The organism is Hymenobacter persicinus, assembly GCF_004167665.1.
Classification (GTDB): Bacteria; Bacteroidota; Bacteroidia; order Cytophagales; family Hymenobacteraceae; genus Hymenobacter; species Hymenobacter persicinus.
This window is the reverse complement of sequence record NZ_SEWE01000003.1, coordinates 50,143-65,661: the sequence shown is the minus strand read 5'-3', so window position 1 is coordinate 65,661 and position 15,519 is coordinate 50,143. Positions and strand designations below refer to the sequence as shown.

Below are 15,519 nucleotides of genomic sequence, written 5' to 3'. Positions count from 1 at the left end.
CCCTACAGGCTCAGGTACTTAAGCAGGGCATCGAAACGATCCTGCTCGCCGGCACTGATTTCGCCAGCTCCGCTAAACTGGGCCGTAATGACGTAGCCAAACCGCTCCAGCGTGGCCACAATACGGCTCAGGTCGGGCGTGTTGAGCTTCAGCGTGAGCCGAATCTTGTAGGGGTCGTGCTCGTCCTGGGCCACGTGGGCGCTGAGAATCTTGGCGTTGTTCTCCTCCACGTACCGACTGATCTGGGTCAGGGAGTAGTCGCGCTCCGCCATCGACAGTACCACGATGCCGCCCTGGCCGACGGCAATAGGCATCTGCCCAAAAGCGGCCAGCGTATCCCCCACCGTAACGACACCCATGTACTCGCGCCGCTCATCGAGCACGGGCACGAGCTGAAGCTTGTTTTGAATGGCCAGCTCCATGATGTTGTAGAAGTGCTGGTCGTGCTGCACGTGCACGTCGGCAAAGCCGAAGGGTACGCTGGTCAGGGGCACGTCAGAATTTTCGTAGTCCAGCAGGTCGGCTTCGGTAATCAGGCCGCGGTATTGCCGGTTTTCCAGCACGGGAAGCTGCCCCACGTGAAATTCTTCCAGCCACTTGGCGGCTTTGCTGGCCGGGTCAGAGACTTTAAGCGGTGGAATCATCTGGTTGAGCAGGTCTTCGGCAATCATCGAGTGCATCGGCAAAAAGAGCTGGAAGGCGGATAAGAACTGCTTACGAAACGATGACTAAGCGCGGGAGCCGCTACTTTGTTCAGAAGGACGAAATCAGGCCGCTACTACGGCCGGCTGCGGGGCCGTTCGATGCAGAAACTGCCGCAGGTAGGCATTAAATTCCCGGGGCCGCTCCATCATGGGCGCGTGCCCGCAGTGGTCAAGAAAGCGCAACTCGGAGCCGGCAATGAGGCGGTTGAATTCGTGGGCTACCGGCGGCGGGGTGATGGTATCGTTAAGCCCCCAGACCAGCAGCGTGGGCACCTTGATGCCGCCCAGGTCCTTGCCCAAGTTGTGGCGCTGGGCCGAGCGGGCAATGCTGATAATGCGCAGGCACTTAGCGTTGGAGTTGGTCACGTTAAAGACCTCATCAACCAGTTCCTTGGTGGCCAGCGTGGGGTCGTAGAAGGTGTAGCCCACCCGCTCCTGCACGAAGGCATAGTTGCCACGCTTGGGGAAGGAGCCGCCCATGGAATCCTCAAACAGGCCGCTGCTGCCGGTGAGCACCAGGCGGCGCACCCGCGCGGGGTTGCGCAGGGCATACACCAGCGCCACGTGGCCGCCGAGCGAGTTGCCGAGCACGGTAGTAGGCTCCGTCAGGCCAATGGCGGCCAGAAAATCCTCCACGTAGTTCATCAGGCCCGGCACGCCAGCCTTGGTCAGGGGCATGTCGTAGATGGGCAGCAGGGGAATGATAACGCGGTAATCCGGGCTGAATTCGCGCACTACGTCTTCCCAGTTGCTGAGGGCCCCAAACAGGCCGTGCAGCAGCAGCAGTACCTCGCCGGTACCTTCATCCACGTAACTGAATCCGTCTTTTTCCTTTATCTGCAATTCCATCTTCTCGGGGTGGGCGGCTCAGGCGCTTACCGACTGACCGTCCTTTGCAATGATACAACACTTGACCCAATTGCCTAGCAGGGCCAGGCCGTGGGTGGTTAAGAGGGCTTCCGGGTGAAACTGCACGCCATAGACTGGAAGCGTACGGTGCCGGAAGGCCATCAGTTCGCCGGGCTCGTCGGTGGTGAAAGCCAATGGCTCGAGCACGGGCGGCAACTCTTTGAGCACCAATGAATGGTAGCGCGTCACGGCCATCCGAGCGGGCAGGCCGGCAAACAGCGGGTCCTCAATGGCGCAGCTGATGGTCGAAACCTTGCCGTGCATGGGCCGGGCGGCCCGGGTGAGGCGGGCGCCGAAAAACTCGCCCAGGGCCTGGTGCCCCAAACACACGCCCAGCACCGGCAGCCGCGCGTGGTAGGCCTCGACGACGGGCATCAGGTTGCCGGCCGCCGCCGGAATGCCCGGGCCCGGCGAGAGCACAACCGCGTCGAAGGCCAACTGTTCGATTTGCGCCAGCGGCACGTCGTTGCGCACCACGTGGGCACGCACGCCCAGCTGCTCGAGGTAATCGAGCAGGTTGTAGGTGAAGGAGTCGAAGTTGTCGAGCAGCAGTACTTGCATAGGCTACTTACCAGATACCCCTTAACGGCATTTGGTTGGTAGATACTCGGGTTGGGAACCGAAAAAGTTGGCGTCGGCCTAGAAAACCCCGCGCAGCCGCTCCAGCAGCGTGCCGGCAAAGGGCATCACAAACCCAACCACCTCCAGGGCCACCGGCGTGGCCTGCTGCACCAGGGGCAGCACCTGCGACTCGGCCACGAGCTGGGGCGAGAGCAGCTTTAGGCCGGCCAACCCCACGCCGTGCAGCAGCAGGCTCAACCCCAGAATCCACTTCAGCGCCCCGGCCGCCCCGCCCAGCAGGTGGTCGAGCATGCCCAGGGGCGTCAGGTGCACGGCAGTTTTAATGACGCCGCCCAGCAGGTGCACGCCCCAGGTGATACCCACGAATACGAGCAGGAACGACACCAGCGGCAGCGCCCCAAAGGCGTCGCCGACGTAGTGGCGCACCAGGGGAATGGCGTCGTTGAGCAGAGCCAGCCCGCCCACGGCGCCCAGCACGAAGGCTAGCAGCGAAGCTACTTCCAGCACCAGTCCGCGGCGGAAGCCCTTCACGGCCCCCACCCCTAGCGGCAGCAGCAGCAGAATGTCGAAGCCGGTCATGCGGGGAGGTGGTGAAATGGTGAGATGGTTAAATAGTGAGTTGACGTTCCAGCGGCGTGGTTTTGCGCTATCTGCGCCACTGGTGCCGCCTAAACATCAAGTTCACAAGTTCACCTTCCCCCTATTTCACCAGTTAGACATTCGTGTTGTTGAGCAGGTTGCTGACAACTTGCGAGATGACGCGGCCGTCGGCCTGGCCAGCCAGCTCCCGGGCAGCCACGCCCATCACCTTGCCCAGGTCGGAGGGACCGGTGGCGCCCACGCGCTGGATGATGCCCACCACATGCTCCACGATGTCGGCTTCCGACATCTGCTGGGGCAGGTATTCCTCGATAATGGCCAGCTCGGCCAGCTCGGTTTCCTCCAAGTCGGAGCGGAACTGCTTCTGGTAGGTTTCGGCGGCTTCGCGGCGCTGCTTGGCGGCTTTGGTGAGCAGCTTGATTTCGGCGTCAGAGGTCAGGGCGGCGCCGTGGGCTCCTTCGGCCGTTTCGGCCAGCAGAATCTGGGACTTGATGCTGCGCAGCGTGAGCAGGCGCACCTTGTCCTTGGCCAGCATGGCTTTCTTGATGTCGGCGTCGATGGTTTCTTTCAGAGCCATAATCGGGGGCTTAAGTAACGAGGTAAATGAATGACGGGTCGGCCCGAAGCAGGACGGCACCTTCTTCGCCCCAGGAACGTAACTTTGACCCGCGGGGCCGGGTGAGGCCCTTAATTTCGCCTTTGATCATGACGAAACTCAGCGTAAACATAAATAAAATAGCCACGCTACGGAATGCGCGCGGCCACAACCGCCCCGACGTAGTACAGGCCGCGCTTGACTGTGAGCGGTTTGGCGCCGAGGGAATCACGGTGCACCCGCGCCCTGACGAGCGGCATATTCGCTTCCAGGACGTGCGCGACCTGCGCCGCGTTATCAGCACCGAGCTCAACGTGGAGGGCAACCCCACGCCCGAGTTTCTGGCGTTGGTGCGCGAGGTGCGGCCCGAGCAGGTCACGCTCGTGCCCGACGCGCCCGACGCCATTACCTCCAACGCCGGCTGGGACACCGTGCGCCACCAGATTTATCTGACCGGCATTGTGACCGAGCTCAAGAGCCTGGGCTGCCGGGTCAGCATCTTCCTCGACCCGGACCTGGCCATGGTGAAAGCGGCCGTGGGTACCGGCACCGACCGGATTGAGCTCTACACCGAAGACTACGCCCGCCTCTACCCCACCGACCCGGCTACGGCCATCGAGCCCTACCGCGCCGCGGCCGTTTTAGCCGGGCAGCTGGGCCTGGGCCTCAACGCCGGCCACGACCTGGACCTCGACAACCTGGCTTACCTCAAGCAGAACTTACCCGGCCTGGCCGAGGTTAGCATTGGCCACGCCCTGATCTGCGACGCGCTGTACCTGGGCCTCGAAAACACCGTCCAGCTCTACAAGCGGCAGCTGCGGTAGGGTGATATAGTGCCTCCGTGAGGTAGCGAATTGTTGCGCTGGCTGCGCTACATGCGCCGGCAGAACGACTCACTAAATCCTTGAAGCACTACCGCACCATTTTACAACTTCACCATTTCGCCTCATGCCCCGCCTTCCGCTCTCCGATTTTCTGCAAGGCCCCGCCGACGCCCCGATTTTGGACGTGCGGGCCCCCATTGAGTTTGCGCAGGGGCATATTCCGGGAGCGTTGAGTCTGCCCTTATTTACGGATGAGGAGCGGGCCCGTATCGGCACGGCCTACAAGCAGGTCAGCCAGGACCGCGCCGTGCACCTCGGGCTGGAGTTTTTCGGGCCTAAGATGAGCCGCATGGTGAAGCAGGCCCAAAAGCTGGCGCCCCACAAGGAAGTACGCCTGCACTGCTGGCGCGGGGGCATGCGCAGCGGGGCCGTGCTGTGGCTGCTGGAGCTGGCCGGCTTCAAGGTGCACCTGCTCGACAAAGGCTACAAGGACTACCGCCGCTGGGCCCTGGCCCAGTTCAGTGAGCCCCGGCCCCTGCTCATTCTGGGCGGGCTGACCGGCTCGGGCAAAACTGACACCCTCCACGAGTTGGCCCGGCAGGGCGAAACCATCGTGGACCTGGAAGGACTGGCCCACCACAAGGGCTCCTCGTTCGGGGCCATCGGCCTGCCGCCCCAGCCTACGCCCGAGCAATTTGAGAACAATCTGGCCTTGGTACTCGACGCGCTGCCCGCCCAGGTGGTACCCTGGCTCGAAGACGAAAGCCTGACCATTGGCCGCCTGACCATCCCCAAGCCCTTATTTGAGCAGATGCGGCGCGCCCCGCTCGTGGTACTCGACATTCCGAAGGCGGTGCGCACCCGCAAGCTGGCCGCCGAGTACGGCAAGGAAAACCCCGCCCAGCTGGCCGAAGCCATTCAGCGCATCAGCAAGCGGCTCGGGGGCCTGGCCACCAAGGAAGCCCTGGACGCCATCGGTGCCGGCGACATGGAAAAGATGGTCGACATTGCCCTGAGCTACTACGACAAAACCTACGGCTTCGGGCTCGACAACAAGGCCAGCAGCCGGGTGGTGCGCGTGCCCTCCGCCACCTGCGACCCGGCGGTGAATGCTGCTCTGGTGCTTGCCGCCGCGAAGCGGGAAGGCTTGGTAGAGTTGGCGAAAAATGTCCCGCAGCATGCCGGCGCCTAAGCTGCGCGTAGCCCGCCCCACGAGCCAGCTGCCGGCCCTGGTGCGCTTCTACCACGACGGACTCGGGCTCCAGATTTTATATAGCTTCGAAGGCCACGACGGCTTCGATGGGGTGATGCTCGGTCACCCGCAGGCGCCTTACCACCTCGAATTCACGGCCCAGCCCGGCCACGAAATCGGGCGGGCCCCAAACCCGGAGCACCTGCTCGTGTTTTACCTTCCCGAGCCGGAAGCTTGGCAGACGGCCGTGGCGCGCCTGCACGAGCACGGCTACGCCCCGGTGCCGGCCTACAACCCTTACTGGGACCGACAGGGCCTTACTTTCGAGGACCCCGACGGTTACCGCATAGTCCTGCAAAATGCCGACTGGCAGCAGTAAAACTTCTTCAACTCGCCGCTTTTTCTTTGCCCTGATATGTCCAGCAACGCTCCTTCGACCACCGAGTACCGCCTCACCCAGTACAGCCACGGCGCGGGCTGCGGCTGCAAGATTGCGCCCAAGGTGCTCGACCAGATTCTGCACACTACCGTCCCGCAAATCCACGACGAGAAGCTACTGGTCGGCAACGGCAGCCGCGACGATGCGGCCGTCTACGACATCGGTGGCGGGCAGGCTCTGATTTCGACCACCGACTTCTTCATGCCCATCGTCGATGACGCCTACGACTTCGGGCGCATTGCCTCGGCCAACGCCATTTCCGACGTCTACGCCATGGGCGGACGGCCCCTGATGGCCATTGCCGTGCTGGGCTGGCCCATCGACAAGCTGCCGCCGGAAGTGGCCCGCCGGGTACTCGAAGGTAGCCGCAGCATTTGCGCCGAGGCCGGCATCCCGCTGGCCGGCGGCCACAGCATCGACTCGCCCGAACCCATCTTCGGCTTGGCCGTGACCGGCATGCTCGATATCAAAAACCTCAAGCAGAACGACACGGCCACGGCCGGCTGCGAGCTGTACCTGACCAAGCCTCTGGGCGTGGGCATGCTCACTACGGCCCAGAAGCGCGGCATTCTCCAGCCCGAGCACGAGCAGCTGGCCCCGCAGAGCATGATGCAGCTCAACAAAATCGGCTACGAGCTGGGCCAGCTCGAGGCCGTGCGCGCCATGACCGACGTGACGGGCTTTGGCCTGCTGGGTCACCTCTCGGAGGTGTGCGAGGGCAGCAACCTGACGGCCGAGGTGGAGTTCAGCAAAGTGCCCCTGCTGGCCGAAGCCGAGCAGTACCGCCTCCAGGGCTCAGTACCCGGCGGCACGGTACGCAACTGGGACAGCTACGGCCACAAAATTGGCGAGGTCACGGATGAGCAGCGCACCTGGCTCTGCGACCCGCAGACTTCCGGCGGCCTGCTCGTGTGCGTGGACCCCGCTGGCCGGCCGGCCGTGCAGGCCGTATTCGAGCAGTATGGGCTGGCCCTGGAACCCTTCGGCACCCTGCGCGCCCACACGCCCGGCGAGGCCTGGATTCAGGTGCGCTAGGTGAAGCTGCTGCCATTTCTGCGGCCCCTGCTGGAAATCAGCGGGGCCGTACTGGTCATAGTTTTCGGACTGCGACTGATTACCAGCTTTTTCACCAAGGCCAGCCGGGTGTACCGGCCCACGTTTCTGCGGCAGTTTTACCTGCTGTTCTGGCCCCTGCTGTGTTTGGGCGTGGGGCTGCCGTTTCTGGCGTCGTTCTTCCTTTTTGGCGCCCTTTCCACCTACGAACTGGTGCTGCTCACGGCGCTGGCGGCAGTGGTGCTAGGTTTTTCGGTGCCCGCCCTGCTACTGCACGCCCAGTACTACATCCGCAACCTGCACACGGCGCTGGTATTCGAGCCCAAGAAAAACGTGTTCGAAGTGTACCAGAACCGGCAACTGGTACCCTTCCGGCAGCGCGACCTACTGCGGGTGGAATGGGTGACCTGCGTCTCGCCGCGGCTGTTTTGGAGCAACTACAATTTTTTGCGCCTGCACCTGCGCGACGGCCGCGTACTCACCCTAACGGCCCTGCTGACCAACCTGGAACCAGTGGCGGATTTTTTGCGCAATTCTAATGTCGAGCATCAGCAGCGCTGGCTGTGCTTTTTGTAAATATTCCGTTTCAAATATCTATTTTTCTTTATTTTATTCAAGTTTAAACTGACTTATACCATGCGTCAAGTCAGGCCGTTATATTTAAAATAAGTATTACTTTTACAGAAGTCTCCGCCCTCCTACCTGCTTCAATGCGGCACCTGTTTGTAGTCATTTTTCTGACCTTACAGTTCCTGGCTCCGTCTCTGCGGGCCCAGGATACGACCGTATTGCACCGGCAGCGCACCCTGCTCCGAACTCTGCCCGCCAGTCCGCGCCGGGTGGCGGTGCTCGACTCGCTTTCCTACGCCCTCCACGAAACGGCGGTGCCCCAGGCCCTGGCCTACGGGGAACAGGGCGTGGCCCTGGCCCGCCGCCTGGGCGACTTCCGCGGGCTGATGCGTTGCCTGCTCAGCCTGGGCAACTGCTACGCCTCGTCTTCCGACGGCCCGCACGCGCTGGCGCTCTACAACGAAGCCCACGGCCTGGCCCGCCGCCTCAACGACGCCGACGGCCTGGTGCGCAGCTATTCGTCCATGGCCGGCGTCCACCACGAGCGGGGCGACACCACCATTGCCTGGCGCAACTACAAGGAAGCCCTGCGGCTGGTAAACCGCCCCGGCGTGAGTGAGCACACCCAGCTGATTCTGTACGGCAACCTGTCGAGCTTCTACTTTTACCTGGAGCGCCACCCCGAAGCCCTGCGCTACATGCACAAGGCCCTGTACCTGGCCCGCCGCAACCACGACCGGTCGGGAGAGGCCCTGCACCTGGCCAACCTGGGCACCTACTACTGGCAGAAAGGCCGCGTGGAAATGGCCGAGGGGCTGATCCGGCGGGCCCTGGAAATAACCCAGGACCTGCACGAGCCCCGCTACGAAGCCGGCAACCTGGAATTGCTGAGTTTGATTCTGCTCCAAAGCCACCGCACCGACGAAGCCGCCGACTACGCCCAGCAGGCCTTGCAGAAATCCCGACAGAGCCACTATCTGGAGCGGGTGCTCGATGCCTACAACGTGCTGGCCCAGGTGAACACCCAGCAACAAAATTTCAAGCAGGCCTACCAGTGGCAGGAACGCTACCTGGCCCTGAACGATACGCTCAACAACCGTCAGCGCCTGAACACCCTCATGGCCCTGCAAACCCGCTACGACCTGCTCGACAAAGAGCACCAAATCCGGCTGCTGACCGAGCGGGCCCACCTGGAGCAGCTTCGCAACCGCACGCTGTGGGCCGTGGTGGCTTTTCTGGTGCTGCTGGTGGCCGGCGTGGGCGTGCTGTACTGGCAGCTGCGCCGCAACCGGGCCGCGCTGCGCGTCAACAACCGGGCCCTGCAGGAAACCACCGCCGAGCTACGCCGGGTGGCGGCCTCCAAAGACCGGCTGTACGCCATTGTAGCCCACGACCTGCGCGGCCCCGTTACCTCGTTTGTGGGCGTCACGGAGCTGATTGGCTTCTACCTTTCCCGCCGCGACGAGGACGGCCTGCGCCGTCTGCCCGAGTTGGTGCGGCAATCAGCCCATAGCCTCAACGGCCTGCTCGACAACCTGCTGAACTGGGCCGTGAGTCAGACCGGGGAGCTGGCCTTCCGCCCCGAGAAGCTGGAAGTGGCCGAGCTGTTTGCCGAAAACGCCCAGCTCTACCAAACCACGGCCGAAGCCAAGCAGATCCGCTTCGAGACCATGCACGACCCCAACCTGCGCCTGTGGGCCGACCACAACATGACCCGGACCATTCTGCGCAACCTGGTCGGTAATGCCCTGAAGTTTACGCCCCCCGGCGGCCGGATTCTGTTTTGCGCCGCCGCCAACCCCGACAACGGCACCATCACGCTCACCATTTCCGATTCGGGCCACGGCATGGCGCCGGCCCTGGTGGCCGAGGTGCTGCACTCCCAGGAAATGCCCCAGATGCCCGGCCCTGCCCACGGGCCGCGGGCCGGCACGGGGCTGGGTTTGCTGCTGTGCCGGGCCTTTGTGAAGCGCCAGGGCGGCTCGTTGAGCATTCAGAGTACGCTCGGGGCCGGCACCACGGTGCAGGTGCAGCTGCCGGGCGTGCGGGCCTAAAGCAGGTCCATTTCGCAGGCATCCGGGCCGGGTTGGTGGCAATTGCTGCCTTCTTCCGACCTTTGCCCGCTATGCAACTACACTTCCGCGAACTAGGCCAGGGCACGCCGCTGGTTATCCTGCACGGGCTCTTCGGCACTTCCGACAACTGGCAGACCCTGGCCAAGCGCTGGGCGGAGCACTTCCGCGTTATCGTGGTGGACCTGCGCAACCACGGCCGCAGCCCCCACTCGGCCGAGCATTCCTACGAGCTCATGAGCCAGGACGTGCTGGAACTTCTCGACCAGCTTCAGCTGCCCACCGTTACGCTCCTGGGCCACAGCATGGGCGGCAAGGTGGCTATGCGCTTCGCCCTCGACCACCCCGAGCGCCTCACCCGCCTCATCGTGCTCGACATTGCCCCCCGCCTCTCCGATATGCGCCACCAAGACGATATTCTGGCCGGGCTCAACGCCGTGGATTTGGCCGCGCTGGAAAGCCGGCAGCAGGCCGACGAGGCCCTGGCCCGCACGATTCCCCAGCTGGGCGTGCGGCAGTTTCTGCTCAAAAACCTGTACCGGCGCGAAGACAACTCCTTTGCCTGGCGCCAGAACCTGGCGGCCCTCACCGCCCAGATGCCCGCCATCGGCGCCGAAATCACTGGTCAGCACCCCTTCCTCAAGCCGGCTCTGTTCGTGCGCGGCGGCAAGTCGGACTACATCAGCACCGAAGACAAACTCTACGGCATCCCGGCCCTGTTTCCCAACTCCCAGGTCGAAACCGTGGTGGATGCCGGCCACTGGCTGCACGCCGAAAAGCCCGATGAGATATTCGCCCTGGTCGAGGCCTTTATGAATAGTTAGGCACTTGTTGGTAGGTATCCGTTTGTCGTTGAGCGACCTAGCAATTACCACCTGACAATTATTAACGAACAACGAAAATGAAGGGTACGCTTTACCTTATTCCTACCGTGCTGGCCGAAGCCACCGCCGCGCAGGTGCTTCCGGCCCAGGTGGCGGCCCGGGTAGCGGACCTCACCTACTTTCTAGTGGAAAATGCCCGCACGGCCCGCCGCTTTATCAAGAGCGTAGCCCCCCAGCACGTCATCGAGGAGCTGGCCATTACCGTTATCGACAAAGATTCCCCGGAATCCGACATCAAGGCGGCGCTGAAGCTGGTGACGGCCGGGCAGGACGCGGGCATTATTTCCGAAGCCGGCTGCCCCGGCGTGGCCGACCCCGGCGCCGAAATCGTGCGTCTCGGGCACCAGCTCGGCATCCGGGTGGTACCGCTGGTCGGGCCCTCCTCCCTGCTGCTGGCGCTGATGGGCTCGGGCATGAACGGGCAGAGCTTCGCCTTTCACGGCTACCTGCCCATCGAGAAGGCCCCGCGGGCCGCGGCCATCAAAAATCTGGAGCGGCTGGCCCTGACCCAGCACCAGACCCAGCTGTTTATCGAGACACCCTACCGTAACATGCCGCTGCTGGAGGATTTGTTAACCCAGCTCAGCCCCGGTACCCGCCTCTGCATTGCCGCCAACCTCACCGCCCCCGACGAATATGTCCGCACCGACACGGTAGCCGGCTGGAAAGGCAAGCTCCCCCAGATTCACAAGCAGCCGGCGGTATTTCTGATTGGACGGTAGTCCTTAGTTGTTCGTTGTTCGTTGTTAGGTCGTCCAACGATGCTAACAACTGACAACGAACAACCGACAACTACTTAAACACTTGGTACACGACTAGGGAGGACACGTAGGCCAGGCCGGTCATGTAGAGCAGCTGCAGCAGCGGCCATTTCCAGCCCTTGGTTTCGCGGTAGACCACGGCCAAGGTGCTCATGCACTGCATGGCAAACACGTAGAATACCAGCAGAGAAAACGCTCGGGCGGGGGTGAAAAACGGCTGACCGTTGTCGTCCTTCTCGGCGGCCAGCTTCTGCTGTACCGTGCGCATGTCGGCGTCCTGACCCACGCTGTAGATGGTGGAAATTGTGCCCACGAATACTTCCCGGGCCGCAAACGAGGTAATCAGGGCAATGCCGATTTTCCAGTCGAAGCCCAGGGGGCGGATGGCCGGCTCCAGGGTGCGACCAAACAGGCCGGCGTAGGAGTTTTCGAGCTTTTCGGAGGCCACCCGGGTTTCGGTTTCCCGCTGGCTGAGTTGCTGGGCGGCCGCCGTAGCCCGAACCCGAGCTTCGGCCTGCTCCAGGGCGTTGCCCGGCCCATACGAAGCCAGCACCCACAGAATCACAGAAATGGCCACGATAACCTTGCCGGCCTGAAACACGAAGGTCTTGACCTTCTCCACGATGGTAATGCCCACGTTTTTCCAGCGCGGCCAGCGGTACACCGGAAACTCCATGATAAAGTAACTCCGCTCCTGGGTGCGCAGTAGCAGTTTCAGCGCCAAAGCCGAGAAGATGGCCGCGAAGAAGCCCAGTAGGTACAGGCCCATCAGGGCAATACCGCGCAGGTTGAAAATGCCCAGCACCGGCACGTCGGGCACGACCAGGCCGATAAGCACCGTGTAGACCGGAATCCGGGCCGAGCAGCTCATCAGCGGGGTCACGAAGATGGTGATGATGCGGTCCTTCCAGTTTTCGATGGTGCGCGCGCTCATGATGGCCGGCACAGCGCAGGCCACGCCCGAAATCAGGGGCACCACGCTCTTGCCGTTGAGCCCGAACTTGCGCATGATCCGGTCCATCATAAACGTGACCCGGGCCATGTAGCCGGTTTCCTCGAGCACGGCAATGAAGGCGAAGAGCAGGGCAATCTGCGGAATGAAAATCAGCACGCCCCCGAGTCCGGCCAAGATGCCTTCGGTGAGCAGGTTGATGAGCGGCCCGTGGAAGTTGGTTTGAATCAGCCCGTTGATCCAGGCCACGCCCTGGTCGATGAGCTCCATGGGGTAGCTGGCCCAGGCGAAGACGGCCTGGAACATCAAGAACAGCACCCCGAAGAAAATCAGGTAGCCCCACACCGTGTGGGTGAGAACCTTATCGAGCCGGTTGCTGTAGGGCTCGTTCTTCTCGGTGCGCGTCACGGTCACGGCATTCAGCAGAATGGCGTTGATGCGGGCGTAGCGGGCAATGGTTTCCTGGGCCTGCTGGGGCGTGGGCTGGAAGTCGTACTGCTGCACCAGCTCCCCGATGTAGGCCCGGTCGTCGGCGGTCAGGAAGTTGATCTGCCGAAACTGGTGGGCGTAGTGCAGCGCCAGGTAGTCGTTGTGCAGGTTGAAGTAGTAGCGGATCTGCCGGATCATGGGCAGCAGCGCCTCGGTGGGCTCGTAGAACCGCTCCGTGGACGCACTCATCTGCTGGGCCATGACGATTTTGAGCGCCGCCACCCCGATGCCCTTGCGGGCATTCATCGGAATAACCGGTACGCCCAGCTCCTGCTGCAGGGCCGGCACGTCAATCTTGACGCCGTGCTGCTCGGCCACGTCCATCATGTTCAGGGCCAGCACGATGGGCAAGCCCAGGTCGGCCAGCTGAGTGAACAGTAGCAGATTGCGGCGCAGGTTGGAGCTGTCCACCGTCACGACCACGAAGTCCGGGAACTGCTCGGAGGCCCGGTCGTAGAGCAAATCGGTGATTACCTTCTCGTCGAGGCTCTTGGGGTAGAGCGAGTAGGTGCCGGGCAGGTCAATGATTTCGGCCCGGTGCTGGGGCGTGAGCTGACTGATGCCGGTTTTGCGGTCCACCGTCACGCCGGGGAAGTTGCCGACCTTCTGGTTGAGGCCGGTCAGCTGGTTGAACAGCGAGGACTTGCCCGAGTTGGGGTTGCCAATCAGGGCAATGCGCGTCAGCTCCCGCGGACCCCGGGGCGGAAAGTCGCCGCGTGATTCGAGGGCTACTGCGGAAGCAGCCGTACCAGCGGGGTCGGTAATCAGAGCAACGCGGGCCATGCGGCAGCGGCTAAGCTTTCAGAAGAATAGTGGCCGCCTCGCTCACGCGCAACGACAACGTGTAGTCATCATCCCCGAGCACCAGCGTAATGGGGCAGCCCAGCGGGGCCCGGCTGTTGAGGCGCACCTGCGTGCCGGGAATGCACCCCATTTCTAACAGCTTCAGGGCCATTTCCGGGTCCTCGAGGCAGCAAATTGTTCCACTTTCGCCGAGGCGCAGGTCTTTCACGCTGCGGGGCGCATCGGACGGGAGATGGGTGGAACGATTGGACACGGGCGGGGGTGGTTATTTAGATTCTGTTCAAACAAAGGTACAACCGATTTAGTTTTCGGCCAAAACCCTTACCCAGCAAACGCCCGGCCCTACGGAAGGGTAACCCGCTGGTTTTGAATTATTCCCCCTTGCAATTGCATATTTATAAATATTCGGAGAGGACTTGCAAAAATCACTGCAATTGATTGTAATTTTGAGGTAGAATAATCTGCCTAACTATGCTCAAACGCGTACTTGCCCTGCTCACCTTCGTGACGCTGTTTCCAGTTCTGGGCTTCGCTCAGGAAACCAATAAGCTTTCCGGGCGAATTGTCGACTCCAAAACCAAGGAACCGATTCCGTTTGCCTCTATTCAGCTGAAAGAAGAGTCCACCGGCGCTCTGACCAACGAGTACGGCTTCTTCCAGATGGCCATGCCCGAAAAGAACGCCCAGGACTCCCTGCTCGTGCTGGCGCTGGGCTATTTCCGCAAGGCGGTAGTCATTAAAAAAGGCGGCAACCTCACCGACCTCATCATTGAAGTGCCGAAGCGTGTAGTAGAGCTGGGCAACGTAACGGTAAAAGGCGGCAAGGTGAAAGACCTGTCGCTGGGCTCCAAGACGACTACCCCCGGCGAAGGCATGATTCAGGGCATGCCCGGCCAGCAGTACGCTTTCTACGTGAAAAACGAGAAGGGCAAGAAGCTCGGCAACATCCGCTCGGCCTCGTTCTACATTGGTGAAAACGGTTTCCCGCGGGAGCCGTTCCGCGTCCGGATCTACAAAGCTGATGGCAACTACAACTCGCCCAACACCGACCTGCTCACCGAAAACGTGGTGGTTTCGGCCCCGGGCGGCGGGCAGTGGTACACCGTCGACTTGACGCCCTACAACATCGAAGCCCCGGCCGAGGGCTTCTACGTGGCCATGGAGTGGATTGTGAGCGGCGACAAGTTTTACACCACTAACTTCATGGACACCTACACGCCCTACGGACAGATCATGCGCCCCACCTTCGAGTTCAAGGAAAGCCGCACCTGGTCGTACTCCCTGGGCAAAGGCTGGAGCCTGATTACGCTGGCCAACAACGGCATGCGCTACAACGCCATGATCAAGGCCGAAGTAGACATGATTAAAGACTAACTGAGCGCCTCTTTTTAACAGGCAACTCAGACGCAAAAAAGGCTGCCCCGCATCGGGGGCAGCCTTTTTTGTTGGCTCTAAGCGTAGCTAAATTGGAGGGTCGGCTACTTGGTGCGCACGGCAATTTCCACCCGGCGGTTCTGCTGACGGCCGGCGGCGGTGGCGTTGGAAGCAACCGGCTGGCTTTCGCCCATCGGCTCCAGACTCACGCGGCTGGCGTCAATTTTACCATTCTTAGTCAGCCAGTTTTTCACGGCTTCGGCGCGCTGGGCGCTCAACTCCTTGTTGTAGTTCTTGTCGCCGCGGGAGTCGGCGAAGCCCATGATGCGGACGGGGCCAGTGGCGTAGCGCTGCCCGATGGAGGCCGCAATCTGCTCCAGAGCCTTGCTGGCGCTGGCTTTGATGTCAGCCTTGTCGGTGTCGAACAGCACGGCTTCTTCCAGGCCATACACGCTGTACTCGTCGTTGCCGCGCACGGTCACGTCCGAAACGCTTACCTCGGGGTATTTCACGTCCGAGAGCTTGGCCTTGGTCATGTCCCAGCCGTTATCGATGGCATCGGCGGCCGTTTTACCGTCGCGGTACACTACGGCCGTATCCTGAGTAGCTTCCTGGGGCTGGTCTTTGGTTTCGGGGTTCTTCAGGTTGTCGCAGGCCGAGAGCAGCGCGACCAGGGCCACGATTGAAAGCAGTTGTTTTTTCATGGTTGTGGAAA

At 62.1% G+C, this 15,519-nt stretch carries 17 protein-coding genes; 9 read left to right on the top strand and 8 right to left on the bottom strand.

The window, feature by feature from the left end:
- Positions 1–2 precede the first annotated feature (2 nt).
- The 5 genes from EWM57_RS01990 to EWM57_RS01970 form a co-directional block, all read right to left on the bottom strand.
- The gene (locus EWM57_RS01990) at positions 3–671 is read right to left on the bottom strand and encodes a CBS domain-containing protein (protein ID WP_242509950.1); all 669 of its coding nucleotides are present in this window, start codon (positions 669–671) and stop codon (positions 3–5) included.
- Between the two features lie 96 nt (positions 672–767).
- Positions 768–1,553, bottom strand: coding sequence for an alpha/beta fold hydrolase (locus EWM57_RS01985; RefSeq protein WP_129919452.1), 786 nt, complete (start codon positions 1,551–1,553; stop codon positions 768–770).
- 18 nt (positions 1,554–1,571) lie between these two features.
- Positions 1,572–2,174 carry an anthranilate synthase component II gene (locus EWM57_RS01980; RefSeq protein ID WP_129919451.1) on the bottom strand — a complete coding sequence of 201 codons (603 nt, stop codon included), beginning with the start codon at positions 2,172–2,174 and terminating at the stop codon, positions 1,572–1,574.
- Between the two features lie 78 nt (positions 2,175–2,252).
- The gene (locus tag EWM57_RS01975; RefSeq protein ID WP_129919450.1) at positions 2,253–2,774 is read right to left on the bottom strand and encodes a CvpA family protein; all 522 of its coding nucleotides are present in this window, start codon (positions 2,772–2,774) and stop codon (positions 2,253–2,255) included.
- A 133-nt stretch (positions 2,775–2,907) separates the two neighbouring features.
- Positions 2,908–3,372: a GatB/YqeY domain-containing protein gene (locus EWM57_RS01970; RefSeq protein ID WP_129919449.1), complete on the bottom strand. Its 465-nt coding sequence runs from the start codon at positions 3,370–3,372 to the stop codon at positions 2,908–2,910.
- Between the two features lie 128 nt (positions 3,373–3,500).
- Here EWM57_RS01970 and EWM57_RS01965 point away from each other — a divergent pair, with 128 nt between their 5' ends.
- From EWM57_RS01965 to EWM57_RS01930, 8 genes are all read left to right on the top strand, one after another.
- A complete protein-coding gene (locus EWM57_RS01965; RefSeq protein ID WP_129919448.1) occupies positions 3,501–4,214 on the top strand; it encodes a pyridoxine 5'-phosphate synthase in 714 nt (237 codons plus the stop codon).
- 124 nt (positions 4,215–4,338) lie between these two features.
- The gene (gene mnmH / locus EWM57_RS01960) at positions 4,339–5,406 is read left to right on the top strand and encodes a tRNA 2-selenouridine(34) synthase MnmH (protein WP_129919447.1); all 1,068 of its coding nucleotides are present in this window, start codon (positions 4,339–4,341) and stop codon (positions 5,404–5,406) included.
- Positions 5,393–5,785: a VOC family protein gene (locus tag EWM57_RS01955; protein WP_129919569.1), complete on the top strand. Its 393-nt coding sequence runs from the start codon at positions 5,393–5,395 to the stop codon at positions 5,783–5,785. Before mnmH ends, EWM57_RS01955 begins: the two co-directional genes overlap by 14 nt.
- 36 nt (positions 5,786–5,821) lie before the next feature.
- Positions 5,822–6,880, top strand: coding sequence for a selenide, water dikinase SelD (gene selD / locus EWM57_RS01950; protein ID WP_129919446.1), 1,059 nt, complete (start codon positions 5,822–5,824; stop codon positions 6,878–6,880).
- Complete coding sequence (locus tag EWM57_RS01945; protein WP_129919445.1) at positions 6,881–7,474, top strand: hypothetical protein; 594 nt, start codon at positions 6,881–6,883, stop codon at positions 7,472–7,474.
- Between the two features lie 134 nt (positions 7,475–7,608).
- On the top strand, positions 7,609–9,522 hold the full coding sequence (locus EWM57_RS01940) for an ATP-binding protein (RefSeq protein WP_129919444.1): 1,914 nt from the start codon (positions 7,609–7,611) through the stop codon (positions 9,520–9,522).
- Positions 9,523–9,593: 71 nt separating this feature from the next.
- A complete protein-coding gene (locus EWM57_RS01935) occupies positions 9,594–10,364 on the top strand; it encodes an alpha/beta fold hydrolase (RefSeq protein WP_129919443.1) in 771 nt (256 codons plus the stop codon).
- A gap of 77 nt (positions 10,365–10,441) precedes the next feature.
- Positions 10,442–11,146: an SAM-dependent methyltransferase gene (locus tag EWM57_RS01930; RefSeq protein ID WP_129919442.1), complete on the top strand. Its 705-nt coding sequence runs from the start codon at positions 10,442–10,444 to the stop codon at positions 11,144–11,146.
- A 70-nt stretch (positions 11,147–11,216) separates the two neighbouring features.
- On the opposite strand, the gene feoB is transcribed toward EWM57_RS01930, so the two are convergent.
- The gene (feoB, locus tag EWM57_RS01925; protein WP_129919441.1) at positions 11,217–13,409 is read right to left on the bottom strand and encodes a ferrous iron transport protein B; all 2,193 of its coding nucleotides are present in this window, start codon (positions 13,407–13,409) and stop codon (positions 11,217–11,219) included.
- 10 nt (positions 13,410–13,419) lie between these two features.
- Positions 13,420–13,683 (bottom strand): FeoA family protein, encoded by a 264-nt coding sequence (locus EWM57_RS01920; protein ID WP_129919440.1) that lies wholly within the window; start codon positions 13,681–13,683, stop codon positions 13,420–13,422.
- A 218-nt stretch (positions 13,684–13,901) separates the two neighbouring features.
- Here EWM57_RS01920 and EWM57_RS01915 point away from each other — a divergent pair, with 218 nt between their 5' ends.
- A complete protein-coding gene (locus tag EWM57_RS01915) occupies positions 13,902–14,804 on the top strand; it encodes a carboxypeptidase-like regulatory domain-containing protein (protein ID WP_129919439.1) in 903 nt (300 codons plus the stop codon).
- Between the two features lie 104 nt (positions 14,805–14,908).
- Here EWM57_RS01915 and EWM57_RS01910 read toward each other — a convergent pair whose 3' ends face one another.
- Positions 14,909–15,508: an OmpA family protein gene (locus EWM57_RS01910; protein ID WP_129919438.1), complete on the bottom strand. Its 600-nt coding sequence runs from the start codon at positions 15,506–15,508 to the stop codon at positions 14,909–14,911.
- Positions 15,509–15,519: the final 11 nt, after the last annotated feature.

Bases quoted from the DNA above. Each gene is read 5' to 3' on its own strand.
- EWM57_RS01940 (WP_129919444.1), top strand. From the start codon at position 7,609: ATGCGGCACCTGTTTGTAGTCATTTTTCTGACCTTACAGTTCCTGGCT.
- EWM57_RS01915 (WP_129919439.1), top strand. From the start codon at position 13,902: ATGCTCAAACGCGTACTTGCCCTGCTCACCTTCGTGACGCTGTTTCCA.
- mnmH (WP_129919447.1), top strand. From the start codon at position 4,339: ATGCCCCGCCTTCCGCTCTCCGATTTTCTGCAAGGCCCCGCCGACGCC.
- EWM57_RS01990 (WP_242509950.1), bottom strand. From the start codon at position 671: ATGATTGCCGAAGACCTGCTCAACCAGATGATTCCACCGCTTAAAGTC.
- feoB (WP_129919441.1), bottom strand. From the start codon at position 13,409: ATGGCCCGCGTTGCTCTGATTACCGACCCCGCTGGTACGGCTGCTTCC.
- EWM57_RS01910 (WP_129919438.1), bottom strand. From the start codon at position 15,508: ATGAAAAAACAACTGCTTTCAATCGTGGCCCTGGTCGCGCTGCTCTCG.
- EWM57_RS01930 (WP_129919442.1), top strand. From the start codon at position 10,442: ATGAAGGGTACGCTTTACCTTATTCCTACCGTGCTGGCCGAAGCCACC.
- EWM57_RS01935 (WP_129919443.1), top strand. From the start codon at position 9,594: ATGCAACTACACTTCCGCGAACTAGGCCAGGGCACGCCGCTGGTTATC.
- EWM57_RS01985 (WP_129919452.1), bottom strand. From the start codon at position 1,553: ATGGAATTGCAGATAAAGGAAAAAGACGGATTCAGTTACGTGGATGAA.
- EWM57_RS01980 (WP_129919451.1), bottom strand. From the start codon at position 2,174: ATGCAAGTACTGCTGCTCGACAACTTCGACTCCTTCACCTACAACCTG.
- EWM57_RS01975 (WP_129919450.1), bottom strand. From the start codon at position 2,774: ATGACCGGCTTCGACATTCTGCTGCTGCTGCCGCTAGGGGTGGGGGCC.
- EWM57_RS01965 (WP_129919448.1), top strand. From the start codon at position 3,501: ATGACGAAACTCAGCGTAAACATAAATAAAATAGCCACGCTACGGAAT.
- EWM57_RS01970 (WP_129919449.1), bottom strand. From the start codon at position 3,372: ATGGCTCTGAAAGAAACCATCGACGCCGACATCAAGAAAGCCATGCTG.
- selD (WP_129919446.1), top strand. From the start codon at position 5,822: ATGTCCAGCAACGCTCCTTCGACCACCGAGTACCGCCTCACCCAGTAC.
- EWM57_RS01955 (WP_129919569.1), top strand. From the start codon at position 5,393: ATGCCGGCGCCTAAGCTGCGCGTAGCCCGCCCCACGAGCCAGCTGCCG.